Genomic DNA, 16,291 nt, shown 5'->3' on the forward strand with positions numbered 1-16,291 from the left:
GACAGGATGGGGCCATGCAGGAAGACGTGAGCGAGCGCAGCCGGACCGTCGCCTGGCAGGACCCGGCGCCCGGCGTCGCGGTGATGCCGACGATGAGCGGACTCGACTACCTCCGTGCGATGATCCGCGGAGAGCTGCCGCAGCCTCCCATCGCCGCGCTCATGCGGATGACACTGGTCTCGGCCGACACGGGAACCGCGACCTTCGTCTGCGAGCCGGACGAGTCGCACTACAACCCCATCGGGACCGTGCACGGCGGCCTGATGTGCACCCTCCTCGACTCGGCCCTCGGCTGCGCCGTGCAGTCCACGCTCGCGCAGGGCCTGGGCTATACGTCCATCGAGATCAAGGTCAACTACCTGCGGCCGGTCTACGCGCACAGCGGGCAGCTGACCTGCACGGCGACAGTGACGAAGCCGGGCAACCGGGTCGCTTTCGCGGACGGGGTCATCACGGATGCGTCCGGGAAGACGGTCGCGACGGCGACCGGGTCGCTGCTGGTCTTCCCGATCGGCGGCTGACGGCCGCGGCTGACCCCTACTTCGTCTGCCCGGCCAGGAGCTGGTCGCGCACCTTCCGGCGGATCACCTTGCCGACGATGGAGCGCGGCAGCTCCTCCACCGGGATGACATGCTTCGGCACCTTGTACGGCGTCAGGCAGTCGCGCGCGTAGGCCCGCATCGCCTCCTCGTCAAAGGAGGCGCCCTTCTCCATCACCACGGCGGCCACGACATCCTCGCCGCCGCGCCGGTGGGGGAGGCCGACCACGGCGACGTCCGCGACACCTGGGAAGGAGCGCAGTGCGTCCTCCACCTCGGTCGGCGAGACGTTGAAGCCGCCGGTGACGATGAGCTCCTTGATCCGGTCGACGATGCGGACGAAGCCGTCCTCGTCCATCGTCACGATGTCGCCGGTGCGGAACCAGCCGCCCTCGGTCAGCACCTTCGCCGACTCGTCGGGCTTGCGCCAGTAGCCCGAGAAGACCTGCGGCCCGCGGGCGAGGAGTTCGCCCTCCTCGCCGAACGGCCGGTCGACCGACGGGTCGTCGGGGTCGGCCACGCGAAGCTCCGTGCTCGGGAGCGGCAGGCCGACGGTGCCGGGCTTCCGTGTCGCACCGACCGGATTGGCCATCAGCACGGGCGAGCACTCGGAGAGCCCGTAGCCCTCGACCAGGTAGCCGCCGGTCTCGCCCTCCCAGAGGTCGACGATGCCCTGCGGCAGGCTCATCGCTCCCGAGATCGCGATCTCGATTCCCGACAGCGACACCGTGCGCTTCTCCGCCGCCTCCACCAGCCGTTCGTAGATGGGCGGGACCGCGGGGAGGAAGGTCGCCGGATGCTTCTTGACCACATCCAGGACCAGGTCGGGGTCGAACTTGGGGAACAGGACCAGGCGCGCGCCCATGCTCATCGCGAAGGTCAGGCAGAGGGTGAGGCCGTACGCGTGGAAGAGGGGGAGCACCGCGTAGACGACGGAGCTGCCGCGCTCGATGGTCGGCACCCACGCTCGGGACTGCGCAGCGTTCACCGTGAGGTTGCCATGGCTGAGCATGGCGCCCTTCGGCAGGCCCGTCGTACCGGACGTGTACTGGATGAGCGCGAGATCGTCCCGCTCCGGCCGAGGTGCGGAGGCCTTGATGCGGCGGGAGGCGACCAGCGAGTCCCACGAGATGGTGCCGCTCGTCTTCGCGGTCAGCTGCTCGCGGGCCTTCCGGGCTGCCGGCACGGGCAGCCGCAGCGCGAACCGCTTGGAGGCGGGCATGGCGCGGGTCAGGTCGACCGAGATGACCGTCGTGACGCCGAGGTCAGCCGGGAGCTCCTGGACGGTCGCGGCGACCTTGTCCCAGACGATCGCCACGGTCGCGCCGTGATCCTCGAACTGGTGGCGCAGCTCCCGGGGCGTGTAGAGCGGGTTGTGCTCGACGACCACCGCGCCCAGCCGGAGCACCGCGTAGAAGGCGGCGACGTGCTGCGGGCAGTTCGGGAGGACGAGGGCCACCCGATCGCCCTTCGCCACGCCGAGCTTCCTGAGCCCCTCGGCAGCGCATGAGATCTGCTCGCCGAGCTCGGCGTAGGTGGTGGTGGCGCCGAAGAACTCGAGCGCGACGTGCTTGCCGTACGTGCGCACGGACTCGTCGATCAGGTGGGAGAGCGAACCCTGCGGGACCTCCACCTCGGCGGGCACTCCTGGCGCGTAGCCGGACACCCAGGGCTTCGCGCTGTACGGGGACGGATCGCTCGTCACACTGTCGGTCGTCACGCGCGCAAGCCTACGCGGAGGCGACCAGCGACCGCACCGCGTCCTCGATCGGGGTGTCGCCTCCGATGACCTCCCACTGGTGGCCGATCGTCGCCTGTTCGTGCAGCGCGAGCGCGATCAGCCGGGCGACATCCTCCCGGGCGATGCTGCCGCGCGGGACGCTGTCGCCGAGGGTGATCAGCCCGGTGCCCTCGTCGGTGGTGAGACCGCCCGGACGGAGGATGGTCCAGTCCAGGCCCGAGTCGCGGAGGGCGGTGTCGGCGTCGCGCTTCGCCTCGACGTAGGCCTTCCAGACCGGATCGGAGTCATCCACTGGAGCGTCGGCTCCCCAGGCGGACACCTGCACGAAGCGCCGGACGCCGGCCTGCCGTGCCGCCGCCTGCGACGTGATCGAGCCGCCGTAGTCGACAGTGCGTTTCCGTTCGATGCCCGACCCTGCACCGGCGCCCGCGGTGAAGACGATCGCGTCGCAGCCGGCGATCGCCGATGCGAGCGCCTCAGGGCCGGACCTCTCCAGATCCACCAGGACGCCCTCGCCGCCGAGACGGTAGACGTCGTCGGCGTGTTCGTCGTTCCTCACGACGCCGACGAAGTCGTCGCCGAGGTCGTAGAGCACCCGCATGAGCTGCTGGGCGACTTTTCCGTGGGCACCGATGATCGCGACTCGAGTCATGTCCCCATCCTTCCACCGCAGGGCGGCTCGCGCTGGTCTGCGGCCGGCAGAGGACACGCCGCGGCCGTGTCGGCGGCCGACACGCGCGTCCGCCGGTCGCGAACGCTCTGGGCAGGGGGTGCCGGCTCTGTTACGGTCGAGACCATGAACGCCCTCCTCGAGCTCGTCGGACGCGCCCTCGCGTCGGTCGTCGGCTCGTTGGGCGTGGGCGGTGGCACCGCCGGCTTCGTCGCCCTCGCGGGTGTCGCCGGTGCCCTGGGCCTGATGGCGGTGCTCGCCGCAGCAGCGGTCCGTTCCGTCGCCGCGCTGGCCGCCTCGCTGCGCCTGCGCGCGGTGTGGGCGCGCCCGGTCGAGCCGGTCGCCGGCTGGCTCGCCGAGAGCCAGGCCGACCCCGACGCCGACGGCCGGCCGCGACCCCGAGCGCCCGGTCTCTCCCTGCCGATCGCGTAGCCGCATCGAGCCCGTCGAGGGCCACGTCGGTGCCGCGGTCAGACGCGTCCGCACTCCGACGAATCGCAGGGAACACACACTCATGGACTTCTTCTCCTGGCCGCCCATTGCGGCCATCCTCGACGGCGCCTACGGGCTCGTCACCGGCCTCTCCGCCACCATCCAACCGGTGGCCGGAACCCTCGCCGGCCTCATCGCCGTCGCGATGCTGACGGTCATCGTCCGGCTCCTCCTCCTTCCTGTCGGCGTCAGCCAGGTGCGCGCCGAGTACAGCCGCCGGCGACTCGCCCCGAAACTCGCCGAACTCCAGCGCCGGCACGCGGGCGACCGCGAGACGCTGGCGCAGAAGACGATGGAGCTGTACCGCGCAGAGCAGGTGTCGCCATTCGCCGGGATGCTGCCGCTGCTGGCGCAGATCCCCGTCATCACGCTGGTGTACGCGGTCTTCACGCACGCGACTATCGCAGGGCACGCCAACGCCCTCCTCGGCGAGCACGCATTCGGCGCGCCGCTCGGCACGAGCTTCGTCGGCCTCACCGGCGCGGGGGCGGGCGTCTGGCCCGCGATGCTGGTGTACGTCGGCGTGCTCGCCCTCATCGCCGTCGTCACGACGGTGTCCCGCCGGGTGCTCACGCTGCCGCAGCCGGAAGGCTCGACGGCGCCGGCCGGGATGCTGCGGGCGCTCTCGTTCCTGCCGTACGTGACGGTCGTCTTCGCGGCGTTCGTCCCGCTCGCGGCTGCGGTGTACATCCTCACGTCGACGGCGTGGACCGTCGGCGAGCGGTGGACGCTGCGCCGCCTCCTCGACCCGGCGCGCCGCGCCGGCGGCACGACGCGCCCGACGACCTCCCACTGAGGATGCGGCCGCTCCTCGCATCTACTCGTCCCGACACGCCGTCAGCCGCTGGGCGATGACGGCGTGTCGGGACCACTAGTTCGATCGGCGGCGTCATCCCGGCTCGTGCACATCGAGGGATGCGACGATGGGAGCATGTGGAAGCGCGAAGCGAAGGAGGGGCGTCCCGCCGAGGGGGCGCCCGGAAAGAGCCTGCCGGGGCTGGGCGTCGGAGTCCAGGTCTACGTGCGCGAATCCGAGCAGGCGTCGCCCTCCGACTGGGTGGGCGAGCCGACCGGCGTGATCGTGTCGCCCGGGGACCGCAGCCTCCGCAACGTCTACGGGCCGATCGACGGGTTCACCACCTGGACGGTCTCGTTCTTCGAGCCGCAGCACCGCCGCGACGGCCGGGGTCCGTACGAGCGCGCCGTCATCCCGGCGGGGCTGCTGGTGGTGGAGGAGCCGGTCGGCGACTGAACCGGTTCGCCTACCTCTACCTGCGCGGTCGGAGCGAACCTAGAATGACGGCATGTTCGTCGAGGGCACCCTTCGATGGCAGGTCACGGAGGACTGCCCGTGGGACCTGCTGATGGCCCTTGCCGTGCGTGACCTGGCAGGCCTCGAGGAGCGGGTGCGCCCCGCCCTGCCGCCGCTGGATCCGGCAGTCGCGCCGGTGCTGCGGGCGCATCGGAACGAGCCCGTCGACGGCAGGATGCGCGTCCGCCCGGCGCCGCTGGCCGGCTCGCCCGGTTCGGCCGGATCGCGGGTCGGCGGCTCCGGCAGCCCGACCGGGGCAGACCGGGGCGATGCGCTCGCACGCCAGTGGCAGGCCTGGTTCGAGGTGGCCTCCGACCGGCACCGCCGGCTCACCGGCCCGCTGCTGCAGCCTCCGCACTTCGAGGCGTTCGACCGCGCGATCGAGCTGCAGGACGCCATCATCGCCCACTACGACGCCGCTGCAGGATGGGCGGACGCCCGACACGCGGAGTACCTCGCCACGAGCCTGGAGCAGCACGCGCGCCGCGCCGCGGACATCGTCGAGGTGGTGCACGCCAGGGAGTTCGAGCTCCGCAGGCAGGCCGGCTACTTCCGGCTCGACATCGACGTGCTGCCCCTGGCGGCGAAGGGCGCCTGGATCGTCGGCCCGCACACCGTCGCCATCAGCGCGACCCTGCGGAGCGACTCCGCCGCCTTCCGCGACTGGCTGCGCCCTCTCGTCTCCGCCCTCGTCTGACCGCCCGGTCTCGCCGGGCTCCCGTCCCGTCCCCTCCCGTCCCGTCCCGTCCCGTCCTGTCCGTTCCGGTCCGCGGTCCGTTCCGATCTCTTCCTCCGCCGAGGTGCACGTCGTTGCGGTCGACACGCCGTGCGAGTGCGCAACAGCGTGCACCTCGACGAAAGGGACAGGGGAGGCCGGCGGCGCGCGGGTTACGCGGGGCGCTTGGCGGGGGAGGTGGTGAGCGCCGGGTCGGTCTGCGCCACGTCGCCCACGGCTTCGTCGATGCGCGCGAGCACGTCACCGGACAGCTTCACGCCCGCGGCGGCCGCGTTCGACTGCACCTGCTCCGGGCGGGAGGCCCCGACGATCGCACCGGCGACGTTCGGGTTCTGCAGCACCCACGCCACGGCGAGCTGCGCCATGGTGATGCCCAGCTCGTCCGCGATCGGCTGCAGGCGCTGGACGGCGGTGAGCACGTCCTCCCGCAGGAAGCTGCGGATCGCGTCCGCCCCGCCCTTCTGGTCCGCCGCACGGCTGCCCTCCGGCGCCTCCTGTCCCGGCTTGTACTTGCCGGTGAGCACGCCCTGTGCGACCGGCGACCAGACGATCTGCGAGATGCCCAGCTCGGCCGAGGTCGGCACGACCTGCTTCTCGATCACGCGCCACAGCATCGAGTACTGCGGCTGGTTCGAGATGAGCTGGATGCCGAGATCCTTCGCCAGGGCGTGTCCTGCACGCAGCTGGTCGGCCGTCCACTCGCTGACGCCGATGTAGAGCGCCTTGCCCTGGCGGACGACGTCGGCGAACGCCTGCATCGTCTCCTCGAGCGGCGTCTCGGAGTCGTACCGGTGCGCCTGGTAGAGGTCGACGTAGTCCGTCTGCAGACGCGAGAGCGATCCGTCGATCGACTCGAGGATGTGCTTGCGCGACAGCCCGACGTCGTTGTGGCCCTTGGGGCCCGTGGGCCAGTAGACCTTGGTGAAGATCTCGAGGGAGGCGCGCCGCTCGCTCTTCAGCGCGTCGCCGAGCACCTGCTCCGCGACGGTGTTTGCGTAGGCGTCCGCGGTGTCGAACGTGGTGATGCCGGCTTCGAGGGCTGCGCGCACCGACTGGGTGGCGGTGTCGTTCTCCACCTGGGAGCCGTGGGTCAGCCAGTTGCCGTAGATGATCTCCGAGATCTTGAGTCCGCTGTTGCCGAGGTACCTGAATTCCATGACTCCCAACGTATCCCGGTTCCGCACGGCTGTCGGTCGCAGGTGAGAAGCTGGAGGGGTGGGACGAGCGGACGGCAGTGAGCGGCAGGTGAGCGCGCCCGATGTCGACGACTCCGAGTCCGCCATCCTGCACGTCGACATGGATGCGTTCTTCGCGTCGGTGGAGCTGCTGGAGCGCCCCGACGCGCGCGGCAAACCGGCCATCGTCGGCCATGCCGGTGGCAGAGGCGTCGTCACCAGCGCGACGTACGAGGCGCGGCGGTACGGCGTCCGCAGCGCCATGCCCATGTCTCAGGCGCTGCGGCTGTGCCCGAACGCGATCATCCTTCCGCCGCACTACGAGCGCTACACCGAGTACTCGGCGAAGGTGATGGACATCTTCCACGAGGTGACCCCGCTGGTCGAGCCGTTGAGCATCGACGAGGCGTTTCTCGACGTCTCGGGCGCGCGCCGGCTGCTGGGCTCGCCCCGCCGCATCGCCGAGCTGATCCGCTCCCGCGTGAAGGAGGAGACGGGGCTGACCTGCTCGGTGGGTGTCGCCGCCACCAAGTTCATGGCGAAGCTCGCGTCCGGCCGGGCGAAGCCCGACGGCCTGCTCGTCATCCCGCGGGCCGAGACCCTCAGCTTCCTCCGTCCGCTCCCGGTCGGCGCGCTGTGGGGTGTCGGCGCCAGCACGCAGGCCTCCCTGGAGAGGATGGGCCTCCTCACGGTGGCCGACCTCGCCGACGCGCCCTTGCACGTCCTGCAGAAGGCCGTCGGGGACGCCGGCGGCCGTCGCCTGCACGAGTTGGCGAACGGCCGCGACCCTCGGCGGATCGTCACAGAGTCGCGCGAGAAGAGCATCGGCCACGAGAACACCTTCGGCACCGACGTCGGCGAGATCGACGTGCTGCGCCGCGAGTTCCTGCGCCTGTCCGGGCGCGTCGGCGAGCGGCTGCGCAAGCACGGGATGGTCGCACGCACGGTGGCGGTCAAGGTCCGGTTCTCCGACTTCCGCACCATCACCCGCTCGCGCACCCTCGCCGAGCCGACCAACGTGGGCCGACGGCTGTTCGAGGAGGCCTGGGACGTGTTCGGCGTGCTCGGCCTCGACGTGCGCCAGACGCCCATCCGGCTCATCGGGGTCCGCGCCGAGCAGCTGGCGGATGCGGGAGGCGACGCCCTCGCACTGTGGGACCCGGACGAGGAGTGGCGCGAGACGGAGCGCACCCTCGACGCGGTGAGCGCGCGGTTCGGCCGGGGTGTCATCGGGCCCGCCTCCCTGGTGCGGCGGTCGCAGGAGGCCGACGACGAGGAGCGGGACGGGCGCAACCCGAAGTACGTCAGCGACTGACGCCCGACCGTCCGCGCCCTGTTCAGCCGGTGGCGGGAGCGCTAGCGTGGCCTCATGACGAACATCTCGCTGAAACTCGCCGAGACCGTGAGCGGCTCGGGCATCAAGTCGGTCTACGGCGAGCCCGTGGTCATCGACGGCACCACGATCGTGCCCGTCGCCGCCGTGCAGTTCGGCTTCGGCGCGGGCGGCGCCGGTGACGAGGACGCCCCGGGCGGCGCGGGCGGAGGCGGGGTCGCCATCCCATTCGGCGCGTACGTCTCCGACGAGCTGGGCGTGCGCTTCCGCCCCAACCTGATCACGCTGCTCGCGGTCGGCATCCCCTTCGTCTGGGTGGCCGGTCACGCCTGGGCGCGCGTCATCCGGGCGCTCAAGAAGTAGGTCGAGAGCAGTTCGAGCCCGCGGCGGCAGGCGTGCCGCCGGTCGGGCTACACTGAGTGCGAACACGGGAGTCCGGTGAGCCGGGCTGAGAGGAGACTTCTCCAAGTCTCGACCGTCGAACCTGATCTGGGTCATGCCAGCGCAGGGAGGCCATTTCTCACATCCCGTGCCCTGTTCCACATCGACAGAAGGGGCACGAACAGTGCACGCAACCATCTCCACCGTGGGCGCACGCCCGCGTACTCTCCGCTGGCGGGTCGTCGACATCGTCGTCGCCAGCGTCGTCGCCGTCGCGAGCGGCGTCGTCTTCTGGGTCTGGGGGGTCGTCCAGAATCCGATCTCCGGTCCGGCCGGCGCTCTGCTGCCCGGGTTCCAGGGAATCCTGAACGGCCCGTGGCTGTTCGCCGGCGTGCTCGTGGCGCTGATCGTGCGCAAGCCCGGCGCCGCCCTGTACGGCGAACTGGTCGCGGCGATCGTCTCCGCCCTGATCGGGACGCAGTGGGGCTTCGCGACGCTGCTCTCGGGCGTCGTACAGGGGCTGGGCGCCGAGCTGGTCTTCGCGCTCTTCCTGTATGCGAACTGGCGGCTCCTTCCGGCCATCCTCGCCGGCGCCGGAGCGGGCGTCGCCGAGTCGATCCTCGACCTCCTGTACTGGTACCCCGGCTCGAAGCCGGAGTTCGCCATCACCTACGCGATCACCACCACGGTCTCCGGCGCGGTCGTCGCCGGGCTCGGCTCGTGGCTCCTCGTCCGCGCCCTCGCCCGGACGGGCGCCCTGAGCCGCTTCGCCGCGGGCCGGGAGGCGCGGACGGCCGCGGAGGTCTGACGCCATGGGCATGAGACTGCCGGTCCCGGCCGCCGTTCGGGTCGACGGCTGGGGCTGGCGCTACTCCGGGCGCAGTGGATGGGCGGCGCGCGGCGTCGACCTCCGCATCGAACCGGGGGAGCGGGTCCTGCTGCTCGGTGCGTCCGGCGCGGGCAAGAGCACGTTGCTCGCGGGCCTGGCCGGCGTCCTCGGCGGCGACGACGATGGCGAGGCGGAGGGCGTCCTGACCGTCGCCGGCCGTCCTCCCGCTGCGGCGCGCGGCGAGGCGGGGCTGCTGCTGCAGGACCCGGACGCCCAGGTCATCCTCGCCCGCGTCGGCGACGACGTCGCGTTCGCCTGCGAGAACCTCGGCGTTCCGCGCGACGAGATCTGGCAGCGCGTTCGGTCGGCCCTGGCGCAGGTGGGACTCGACGTGCCGCTGGATCGGCCGACCGCCCACCTGTCGGGTGGTCAGAAGCAGCGGCTCGCCCTCGCCGGACTGCTCGCCATGCGGCCCGGTCTGCTCCTGCTCGACGAGCCGACCGCCAACCTCGACCCCGACGGGGTGCTCGAAGTGCGGGAGGCGGTGCGCGCAGCGCTCGATGCGACCGGCGCCACACTCGTGGTCGTCGAGCACCGCGTGGCCGTCTGGCGCGACCTGGTGTCGCGCGTCGTGGTGCTCGACACCGACGGGGGAGTGCTCGCCGACGGCGCCCCGGAGGCGGTGCTGAGCGACGCGGCCGGCGAGCTTCGCCGCGCCGGCGTATGGCTGCCGGGCACGCCCATCCCGGACCCGCCGACCATCGAAGAAGGCGCGCCGCTGCTCACGGCGCGCTCGCTCACCGTCGGGCGCGGCCCCGCGGTCACTCGTGGACGCCGCCGGGGTCGCCCGGTGCAGGCGACGCCGATCGGCGCACCGGTCGACCTCGCCCTGCGGGAGGGTTCCGCCCTCGCCCTCACCGGCCGCAACGGCGCGGGCAAGTCCACGCTGGCCCTGACGCTCGGCGGCCTGCTGCCGGCGGCGGCCGGCGAGCTCGTCGCCGAGCCCGCTCTTTCCGCTGGCGCGTCGCCCGATCCGTCCGCCTGGCGGTCGCGCGAGCTGCTCACCCGGGTCGGCAGCGTGTTCCAGAATCCCGAGCACCAGTTCATCGCCTCCACCGTTCGGGAGGAGCTGGCCGCGGGTCCCCGCGCGCTGGGCCTCCCGGACGCGGAGATCCAGGAGAGAGTGGAGGACCTGCTCGCCCGCCTCGCGCTCGAGGGTCTGGCGGAGGCGAACCCGTTCAGCCTGTCCGGCGGGCAGAAGCGGCGGCTCTCGGTCGGGACCGCCCTCGCCACCCGCCCCCGGCTGCTCGTGCTCGACGAGCCCACGTTCGGGCAGGATGCGCGCACCTGGGAGGCACTGGTCGGGCTGATCGCGGCGCTCCGCCGCGACGGGCACGCGGTGGTCGCGGCCACCCACGACGCCGAGTTCGTGGCGGCGGTCGGCGCCGCCTCCCTCCGGCTGGATGCTGCGGAGGTGACCGCGTGAGCCTGATCCAGCCGGTCCGCTCCGGTCCGCTGGCGACCCTGAACCCGGTCGCCAAGCTCGGCGCAGCGCTGATCGTCACCGTCGCCCTGCTGCTGTCGATCGACCCGGTGTCGGCGGGGGTCGCGCTGCTCCTCGAGCTCGTGCTGCTCACCGTCGCGGGTCTGCCGCTCCGGACGGTGTTCGCCCGCACGGCGCCCGTCTGGATCGCCGCGCCCCTTGCCGGGTTGACCACGCTGCTCTACGGGCAGACCTCCGGAACGGTGTACGTGCAGTGGTGGGCGGTCGAGATCAGCGACGGCTCCATCGCGCTGGCGCTCGCCACGGCGCTGCGCGTGCTGGCGATCGGCCTCCCTGCCGTGCTGCTGTTCATCACGATCGACCCGACCGACCTGGCGGACGGACTCGCGCAGCTGCTTCGCCTGCCCGCGCGGTTCGTGATCGGCGGTCTCGCTGGACTGCGGCTTGTGGGCCTCTTCGCCGAGGACTGGCGGGCGCTCACGCTGGCCCGGCGGGCGCGCGGGGTCGCCGAGTCGGGTGCGCTGCGCCGGTTCCTCGGGCAGGCCTTCGCGCTCTTCGTGCTGTCGCTGCGGCGTGGAACGAAGCTTGCAACAGCGATGGAGGCGCGCGGCTTCGGAGCAGCGCCGTCCCGCACGTGGGCCCGGCCGTCGGTGTTCCGCCGCCGCGACTGGGCGGCGTTGGTGGTGGCGGTGCTGGTGGCCGGTTGCGCCGTGGGTGCGGCCGTGGCGACGGGGAGCTGGAATGCCCCGCTCGGCTGAGGTCGTCGCGCTGGATGCGGCGGTCGCGGCGGCGGTGAGCAGTGCCGAGCAGGCAGGTCGCGTGCCGGTGATCCTCATCGACGGCCCGAGCGGCGCGGGAAAGAGCTCGCTCGCCGACCTGCTGCTGCGCGCTTGGCCCGCCGGCGGCGAGCCGCGCCTGGTGCGGATGGACGACCTCTACCCCGGGTGGGACGGGCTCGACGCCGGAAGCGAGGCGGTCGGCCGCGACCTGCTCGAGCCGCTGCGTGCCTCCGGAGCCGGCTCCTGGCAGCGCTGGGACTGGGAGCGGCACACCCCGGCCGGGCGTGTCGACGTCACCGGGGACGGACCGCTCGTCATCGAGGGATGCGGCACCCTGTCCCGGGGTAACGCGGCCCTCGCGGACCTGACGGTGTGGCTGCGGGCCGACGACGACCTCCGCAAGCAGCGGGCCCTGGCGCGCGACGGGGAGACGTTCGCCGCCGAGTGGGACCGCTGGCAGTCGCAGTTCGACCGCTTCGTCGCACGCGAGCATCCCGTCGAGCACGCCATGCTGGTGCTGGATGTCACGGGCGTCGACCTCGCGGATCCCCGCGCGAGGACTACGGTGGAGTCATGACGGACGCACGACAGGACCCCGAGTACATCGTCGAATACGCCGACGGACCCCTCGCCGGCCAGACCGACCGCCGCTTCCTGGTAGACGGCAAGCCGGACGAGCGGATCGGCGTGATCGCCGCCGTGGAGGGCCTCGAGTCCACCTTCTGGTACGTCGCCGCCGACGATCGCGAGGTCGAGGGACAGCACCTGGTGACGTACACATTCGACCAGCCGGACTCCGACCCGGTGGAGTCCGATCAGGAGGACGAGTCGATCTTCGGGTACGGCGCCTGAGCCATCGGGCCCAGAGGAGCTACGCCCAGCCGCGTTACGCCCAGCCGAGCTCGTGGAGGCGGTCGTCGTCGATCCCGTAGAAGTGCGCGATCTCGTGCACGAGCGTGATGTGGATCTCGTCCCGTAGTTCGTCCTCGTCGGCGCTGATCGCGAGCAGCGGCTCCCGGTAGAGCACGATGCGGTCCGGCATCTCGCCGAACCCGTACGTGTCCCGCTGCGTGAGCGCGACACCGTCGTACAGTCCGAGGAGGTCGAGCGAGCCGTCCTCCGGGCGGTCCTCGACCACGAACACGACGTTGTCGAGCCCGTCGACCATCTCGTCCGGGAGGCGGTCGAGCTCGTCCGTGACGAGCGCCTCGAAGGCCTCGTGGTCGACGGAGAGGCTCACGGCCGGCTCACCAGGCGGCCGCGACGGCGGCGTGCAGGTCCAGGAGGCCGGGGGTGCGCTCGCTCGGCCCACGGCCGAAGCCGCACTCCGTGCCGACTCCGAACGACGGAACGGCCGTGGACGCTGCGGAAGCCCGGCGGACCGCTCCCTCGACGCCGTCCTCGTGGTGGATCAGCCCCAGGAACAGCTCCGTGCCCTCGGGGATGTCGACCGACGCGAGCGGCGCGAAGTACGCGGAGTCGTCGCGCTCGATCGGCACGGGCAGGTGCACCCAGGTGACCGGACGTGGTGCGCTCGTGAGGATGCCGTTCAGCACCTCGGCGAGCCGGCCGGCGTCGGTAGGCTGCACGAAGTGCTGCTCCTCGACGTCGCCGTAGCAGAGGTGGTATCCCAGCTGCACGTCCGCGGGCACGGCGGCCGCTTGCCGCCCGGCGCGTTCGATCACGCCGGCGAGCACATCGTCGCCGAACCAGGAGGGCATCCGCCCCTCGAGCAGCGCGAACTCGACCGCCGTGTCCCACTGGATCGCGAGATCGTCGTGCGGGATGCCGTCGAGGATGCGCTGCAGCTCGCCGAACAGAGCGTGCTCGTAGGCGGGCTCGAACGCGGCGCGGTCCTCCGGCACGATGAACGGTCCGACGACGCCCGCCGGTGTCGGGAGGGACACCTGGAAGCGCGTTCCGGGGGCGATGACACCGTCGTCGCGCAGCCGGCGGAAGACCGCGTAGGAGTCGAGTGCCGCGTCCGCGTAGCCGAGGTCCGGGAACACCAGCCGATCGGCCGTCACGCCGTCGTCGAGCCGGAACGGCCTCCCGTCGAACACGCCGCGCAGCAACGACGGCGGTGCGTCGATGCGCGAGATGCCCTCCATCCGGTCGAGCCGCTTGGTCTGGAACTGGACCCAGTAGAAGCGTTCGCCCACCTCGCCGTCCGGGATGCGGTGCAGCCGGTCGCCGAGGTGGGCGCTCACGGTGCGGAAGACGCTCTCGGCGTCCGGCAGGTTGACGCTGCCGACGAGGTGCGCTCCGCGGATGACGGGGGATGCGGTCTGCGATTCGGGGGTGCGGGTGCTCACCCGCGCGAGTCTACCGGCGGGCGGTCAGGCGCCCGACGGCAGCCTGACCGCTCAGCCGATCAATACCAGTTGTACGACTCCGAGTGGCCCCAGGCGCCGCACGGCGTCCCGTAGCCACGCGCGATGTAGTCGAGGCCCCACTTGATCTGCGTGGTGGCGTTCGTAGCCCAGTCGGACCCGAAGGAGGCCATCTTGCTGCCGGGGAGCGCCTGGGGGATGCCCGTGGCGCCGCTGCCGGAGTTGGAGGCCTGGTAGTTCCACTGCGACTCGCGCTGCCACAGCTGCGAGAGGCACTGGAACTGGTCGGCGCCCCAGCCGTACTGGCTGGATGCGAGGCTTGCGGCGGTCGCCTTGGCGCCCTCCACCGTGTTGGCGTTCGCCTGGGCTGCGGCCGCTGCTGCAGCGGCGGCTGCTGCGGCTGCGGCGGCCTTGCGGTCCGCCTCTGCGCCGGCAGCGGCCAGCGCGTCGGAGGCCGCCTTGGTCTTGTCGATCGTGCTGCGGAGCGAGGTGTCGGGGAGCTTCGTGAAGCTGCTCAGACCGGCGATCGCCGTCTTCGCGGCCGACGGATCGGCCTTCGCCTGGTTGGCCGCGACGGTGGCCTCGGCGCCGGCGAGGGTGGTCTTCGCCTCGGCTTCGAGCCGCTCGCGGACGATCGACCCGTACACGCCGAGCTGGTCGTGGTGCATCCCGGTGCCCTCGGAGAGCTCGCGGGTCTGGCGCTCGCTGGCCTGCTGCTGCGCCATGACGGGGGCGATGAGGCTGGCGCTCATGATCACGGCTGCCGCGCCGGTCACGATGCGGCCGAAGGGGACGGGACTGTTCTTGAGGGTGGAACGGAGAGTACTGAGCATTGTCTTCCTGGATCGGGCTGACCCGGCTTCAGCACGCGGACGACGTGGCGCTTCGCGTGGGGACCGTGGCTCATCGGGAGCGGTCCTGCGGGTGGAACCGCGCGGCACGCGCGGAAGCGCCTCGCGGATCGGGGTCCAGAGGGCGCGGCATGCGACGCGGGTGTGCCGGCTGGGAAGGTCAGAGCATCCAGGAGCGGGCGCGGGGGCGCCTCAAGGGTTGGGGGCTGGATGCCGCCTGCGCGGCACGGACGGCCCTCGCGGCCGTCGATCAACGACTGTAGGCCGCGTTTCTGGACGGATGGGGCATGGAGCCTGGCAAAGTCGTGTACGCGTCAACGACTCGCGGGGGCCTCCTCGGCCTCCACTTGGGCCTCCGCCTCGTCGATCCTGCGGTCGGTGATCCACACCATCGGGATGAGCTGCAGCAGGACCAGCGCGCCCATGATGACGAAGACCCAGCGGACGCCGAGCGTCTGCCCGATCAGCCCGCCGGCCACCGCGCCGAGCGGCATCGTGCCCCAGGCGAGCAGCCGGTACGCGCTGTTCAGCCTCCCGAGCAGGCGGGTCGGCGTCACGCGTTGGCGCAGGGACACCGTGATCACGTTCCAGACGGAGACGGTCACGCCGCCGACCAGGAAGGCGGCCGCGATGATGAAGGGATTCGCCGTGAATGCGGGCGTTGCGACCGTGAGCAGGGAGCCGGCGATGGAGAGCAGGAGCGCCCGCGATCGTCCGAGGAGCCGCTCCGCGGGCTCGGCGAGAAAGGTGCCGAGCACGCTTCCGACGGCGGAGGCGGTGAGCAGCAGGCCGTATGCGGGATCGCTCAGCTTCATGGTCGAATTCGGCCCGGCGGCGTAGAGGACGAACACCGTGAAGGCGGCCGACGACGCGAAGTTGAAGACGCCGACCATGATCGCGAGCGTGCGCAGGAGGGTGTTCCCGGCGAGGAAGCGGAGACCCTCGCCGATGTCGGCGCGGATGGTGGTGGATCCGGTCCGGCCGGATACGTAGCGGCCCCGGACCAGCAGCAGCACGCCGATCGCCGCGACCCAGAGCAGGACGGGCGTGCCGAAGGCCACTCCGACGCCGATCGCCACCAGGAAGCCGCCGAGCGGCGGACCCACGAACTGGTTCGCCGTGAGCTCGGCGGCGTAGAGGCGGCCGTTAGCCCGCGACAGCAGCTCGCGTGGAACCAGCTGCGGGAGGATCGACTGCGAGGACGTGTCGTACACCGTCTCGGCGATGCCGATGCAGATCGCCGCCGCGTAGAGCAGCCACAGCGACCCGGCGCCCGCGACCGTGACGACGGTGAGGCAGGCGAGGAACAGGGCGCGCGCGGCGTTCGCGACGAGCATCAGCCGCCGTCGGTCCATCCGATCGGCCAGCGCGCCGGCTGTCAGCGCGAAGAACAGCCACGGCAGGGTGAACGCGAAGCTCAGTCCGGCGATCAGGGCGGGGGAGTCGGTGTGGCGGATGGCGACCAGGGGCAGCGCGACCTTCATGGCGCCGTCGGCCAGGTTCGAGAGCCCGGCGGACGTCCAGAGCTTCGCGTAGCGTTCGCCGAGGCCGTTTGCGGTCATGAGGACAGGCTTGCACAGTGATTTAGAGAAATCAATCGATGTACATGGTTCAAT

19 protein-coding genes and 1 riboswitch are annotated in these 16,291 nt (G+C 71.8%); of the genes, 12 read left to right on the plus strand and 7 right to left on the minus strand.

What is annotated here, in order from left to right; translation table 11 throughout:
• Positions 1-14 precede the first annotated feature (14 nt).
• Positions 15-521 (plus strand): PaaI family thioesterase, encoded by a 507-nt coding sequence (locus SB754_RS06295; RefSeq protein ID WP_410781490.1) that lies wholly within the window; start codon positions 15-17, stop codon positions 519-521.
• A 16-nt stretch (positions 522-537) separates the two neighbouring features.
• On the opposite strand, the gene SB754_RS06300 is transcribed toward SB754_RS06295, so the two are convergent.
• Both SB754_RS06300 and SB754_RS06305 read right to left on the minus strand, forming a co-directional pair.
• Positions 538-2,259 carry a long-chain-fatty-acid--CoA ligase gene (locus tag SB754_RS06300; RefSeq protein ID WP_410781491.1) on the minus strand — a complete coding sequence of 574 codons (1,722 nt, stop codon included), beginning with the start codon at positions 2,257-2,259 and terminating at the stop codon, positions 538-540.
• A gap of 10 nt (positions 2,260-2,269) precedes the next feature.
• Positions 2,270-2,932, minus strand: a complete 663-nt coding sequence (locus SB754_RS06305; protein WP_410781492.1) for an SDR family oxidoreductase — start codon at positions 2,930-2,932, stop codon at positions 2,270-2,272.
• A 144-nt stretch (positions 2,933-3,076) separates the two neighbouring features.
• Between SB754_RS06305 and SB754_RS06310 the strand changes: the two genes are divergently transcribed.
• From SB754_RS06310 to SB754_RS06325, 4 genes are all read left to right on the plus strand, one after another.
• A complete protein-coding gene (locus SB754_RS06310) occupies positions 3,077-3,382 on the plus strand; it encodes a DUF6412 domain-containing protein (RefSeq protein ID WP_410781493.1) in 306 nt (101 codons plus the stop codon).
• 82 nt (positions 3,383-3,464) lie between these two features.
• Entirely contained in the window at positions 3,465-4,238 is a 774-nt protein-coding gene (locus SB754_RS06315) for a YidC/Oxa1 family membrane protein insertase (protein WP_410781494.1), read from the plus strand.
• Between the two features lie 135 nt (positions 4,239-4,373).
• A complete protein-coding gene (locus SB754_RS06320) occupies positions 4,374-4,694 on the plus strand; it encodes a hypothetical protein (protein ID WP_410781495.1) in 321 nt (106 codons plus the stop codon).
• A gap of 52 nt (positions 4,695-4,746) precedes the next feature.
• A complete protein-coding gene (locus tag SB754_RS06325) occupies positions 4,747-5,451 on the plus strand; it encodes a hypothetical protein (protein WP_410781496.1) in 705 nt (234 codons plus the stop codon).
• Between the two features lie 191 nt (positions 5,452-5,642).
• Here the strand turns inward: SB754_RS06325 and SB754_RS06330 are convergent, their stop codons facing one another.
• Positions 5,643-6,647 carry an aldo/keto reductase family protein gene (locus SB754_RS06330; RefSeq protein ID WP_410781497.1) on the minus strand — a complete coding sequence of 335 codons (1,005 nt, stop codon included), beginning with the start codon at positions 6,645-6,647 and terminating at the stop codon, positions 5,643-5,645.
• Between the two features lie 58 nt (positions 6,648-6,705).
• On the opposite strand from SB754_RS06330, the gene SB754_RS06335 reads away from it, so the two are divergent.
• From SB754_RS06335 to SB754_RS06365, 7 genes are all read left to right on the plus strand, one after another.
• The gene (locus SB754_RS06335; RefSeq protein WP_410781498.1) at positions 6,706-7,980 is read left to right on the plus strand and encodes a DNA polymerase IV; all 1,275 of its coding nucleotides are present in this window, start codon (positions 6,706-6,708) and stop codon (positions 7,978-7,980) included.
• Between the two features lie 54 nt (positions 7,981-8,034).
• A complete protein-coding gene (locus SB754_RS06340) occupies positions 8,035-8,361 on the plus strand; it encodes a spore germination protein GerW family protein (protein WP_410781499.1) in 327 nt (108 codons plus the stop codon).
• Between the two features lie 54 nt (positions 8,362-8,415).
• Positions 8,416-8,526: riboswitch (TPP riboswitch) on the plus strand.
• 37 nt (positions 8,527-8,563) lie between these two features.
• Positions 8,564-9,187: an ECF transporter S component gene (locus SB754_RS06345; RefSeq protein ID WP_410781500.1), complete on the plus strand. Its 624-nt coding sequence runs from the start codon at positions 8,564-8,566 to the stop codon at positions 9,185-9,187.
• A 10-nt stretch (positions 9,188-9,197) separates the two neighbouring features.
• On the plus strand, positions 9,198-10,694 hold the full coding sequence (locus SB754_RS06350; RefSeq protein WP_410781501.1) for an ABC transporter ATP-binding protein: 1,497 nt from the start codon (positions 9,198-9,200) through the stop codon (positions 10,692-10,694).
• On the plus strand, positions 10,691-11,470 hold the full coding sequence (locus SB754_RS06355) for an energy-coupling factor transporter transmembrane component T family protein (RefSeq protein WP_410781502.1): 780 nt from the start codon (positions 10,691-10,693) through the stop codon (positions 11,468-11,470). The genes SB754_RS06350 and SB754_RS06355 overlap by 4 nt, the downstream gene beginning before the upstream one ends.
• Positions 11,454-12,068: an ATP-binding protein gene (locus tag SB754_RS06360; RefSeq protein ID WP_410781503.1), complete on the plus strand. Its 615-nt coding sequence runs from the start codon at positions 11,454-11,456 to the stop codon at positions 12,066-12,068. The genes SB754_RS06355 and SB754_RS06360 overlap by 17 nt, the downstream gene beginning before the upstream one ends.
• Positions 12,065-12,343: a hypothetical protein gene (locus SB754_RS06365; RefSeq protein WP_410781504.1), complete on the plus strand. Its 279-nt coding sequence runs from the start codon at positions 12,065-12,067 to the stop codon at positions 12,341-12,343. The genes SB754_RS06360 and SB754_RS06365 overlap by 4 nt, the downstream gene beginning before the upstream one ends.
• 34 nt (positions 12,344-12,377) lie before the next feature.
• Here the strand turns inward: SB754_RS06365 and SB754_RS06370 are convergent, their stop codons facing one another.
• From SB754_RS06370 to SB754_RS06385, 4 genes are all read right to left on the minus strand, one after another.
• The gene (locus SB754_RS06370; protein ID WP_410783273.1) at positions 12,378-12,659 is read right to left on the minus strand and encodes a metallopeptidase family protein; all 282 of its coding nucleotides are present in this window, start codon (positions 12,657-12,659) and stop codon (positions 12,378-12,380) included.
• Positions 12,660-12,738: 79 nt separating this feature from the next.
• Positions 12,739-13,806, minus strand: a complete 1,068-nt coding sequence (locus SB754_RS06375) for a hypothetical protein (protein WP_410781505.1) — start codon at positions 13,804-13,806, stop codon at positions 12,739-12,741.
• Between the two features lie 59 nt (positions 13,807-13,865).
• Positions 13,866-14,657: a hypothetical protein gene (locus SB754_RS06380; RefSeq protein ID WP_410781506.1), complete on the minus strand. Its 792-nt coding sequence runs from the start codon at positions 14,655-14,657 to the stop codon at positions 13,866-13,868.
• A gap of 332 nt (positions 14,658-14,989) precedes the next feature.
• Positions 14,990-16,237: an MFS transporter gene (locus tag SB754_RS06385; protein ID WP_410781507.1), complete on the minus strand. Its 1,248-nt coding sequence runs from the start codon at positions 16,235-16,237 to the stop codon at positions 14,990-14,992.
• Positions 16,238-16,291: the final 54 nt, after the last annotated feature.

This window comes from Leifsonia sp. SIMBA_070, from assembly GCF_046534635.1.
Lineage (GTDB): Bacteria > Actinomycetota > Actinomycetes > Actinomycetales > Microbacteriaceae > Leifsonia.

What these genes read in the sequence shown, in the direction of transcription:
- SB754_RS06330 (WP_410781497.1), bottom strand. Translation starts at nt 6,647, where the DNA reads ATGGAATTCAGGTACCTCGGCAACAGCGGACTCAAGATCTCGGAGATC.
- SB754_RS06325 (WP_410781496.1), top strand. Translation starts at nt 4,747, where the DNA reads ATGTTCGTCGAGGGCACCCTTCGATGGCAGGTCACGGAGGACTGCCCG.
- SB754_RS06305 (WP_410781492.1), bottom strand. Translation starts at nt 2,932, where the DNA reads ATGACTCGAGTCGCGATCATCGGTGCCCACGGAAAAGTCGCCCAGCAG.
- SB754_RS06380 (WP_410781506.1), bottom strand. Translation starts at nt 14,657, where the DNA reads ATGCTCAGTACTCTCCGTTCCACCCTCAAGAACAGTCCCGTCCCCTTC.
- SB754_RS06320 (WP_410781495.1), top strand. Translation starts at nt 4,374, where the DNA reads ATGTGGAAGCGCGAAGCGAAGGAGGGGCGTCCCGCCGAGGGGGCGCCC.
- SB754_RS06340 (WP_410781499.1), top strand. Translation starts at nt 8,035, where the DNA reads ATGACGAACATCTCGCTGAAACTCGCCGAGACCGTGAGCGGCTCGGGC.
- SB754_RS06295 (WP_410781490.1), top strand. Translation starts at nt 15, where the DNA reads ATGCAGGAAGACGTGAGCGAGCGCAGCCGGACCGTCGCCTGGCAGGAC.
- SB754_RS06310 (WP_410781493.1), top strand. Translation starts at nt 3,077, where the DNA reads ATGAACGCCCTCCTCGAGCTCGTCGGACGCGCCCTCGCGTCGGTCGTC.
- SB754_RS06385 (WP_410781507.1), bottom strand. Translation starts at nt 16,237, where the DNA reads ATGACCGCAAACGGCCTCGGCGAACGCTACGCGAAGCTCTGGACGTCC.
- SB754_RS06315 (WP_410781494.1), top strand. Translation starts at nt 3,465, where the DNA reads ATGGACTTCTTCTCCTGGCCGCCCATTGCGGCCATCCTCGACGGCGCC.
- SB754_RS06360 (WP_410781503.1), top strand. Translation starts at nt 11,454, where the DNA reads ATGCCCCGCTCGGCTGAGGTCGTCGCGCTGGATGCGGCGGTCGCGGCG.
- SB754_RS06365 (WP_410781504.1), top strand. Translation starts at nt 12,065, where the DNA reads ATGACGGACGCACGACAGGACCCCGAGTACATCGTCGAATACGCCGAC.
- SB754_RS06350 (WP_410781501.1), top strand. Translation starts at nt 9,198, where the DNA reads ATGAGACTGCCGGTCCCGGCCGCCGTTCGGGTCGACGGCTGGGGCTGG.
- SB754_RS06370 (WP_410783273.1), bottom strand. Translation starts at nt 12,659, where the DNA reads ATGGTCGACGGGCTCGACAACGTCGTGTTCGTGGTCGAGGACCGCCCG.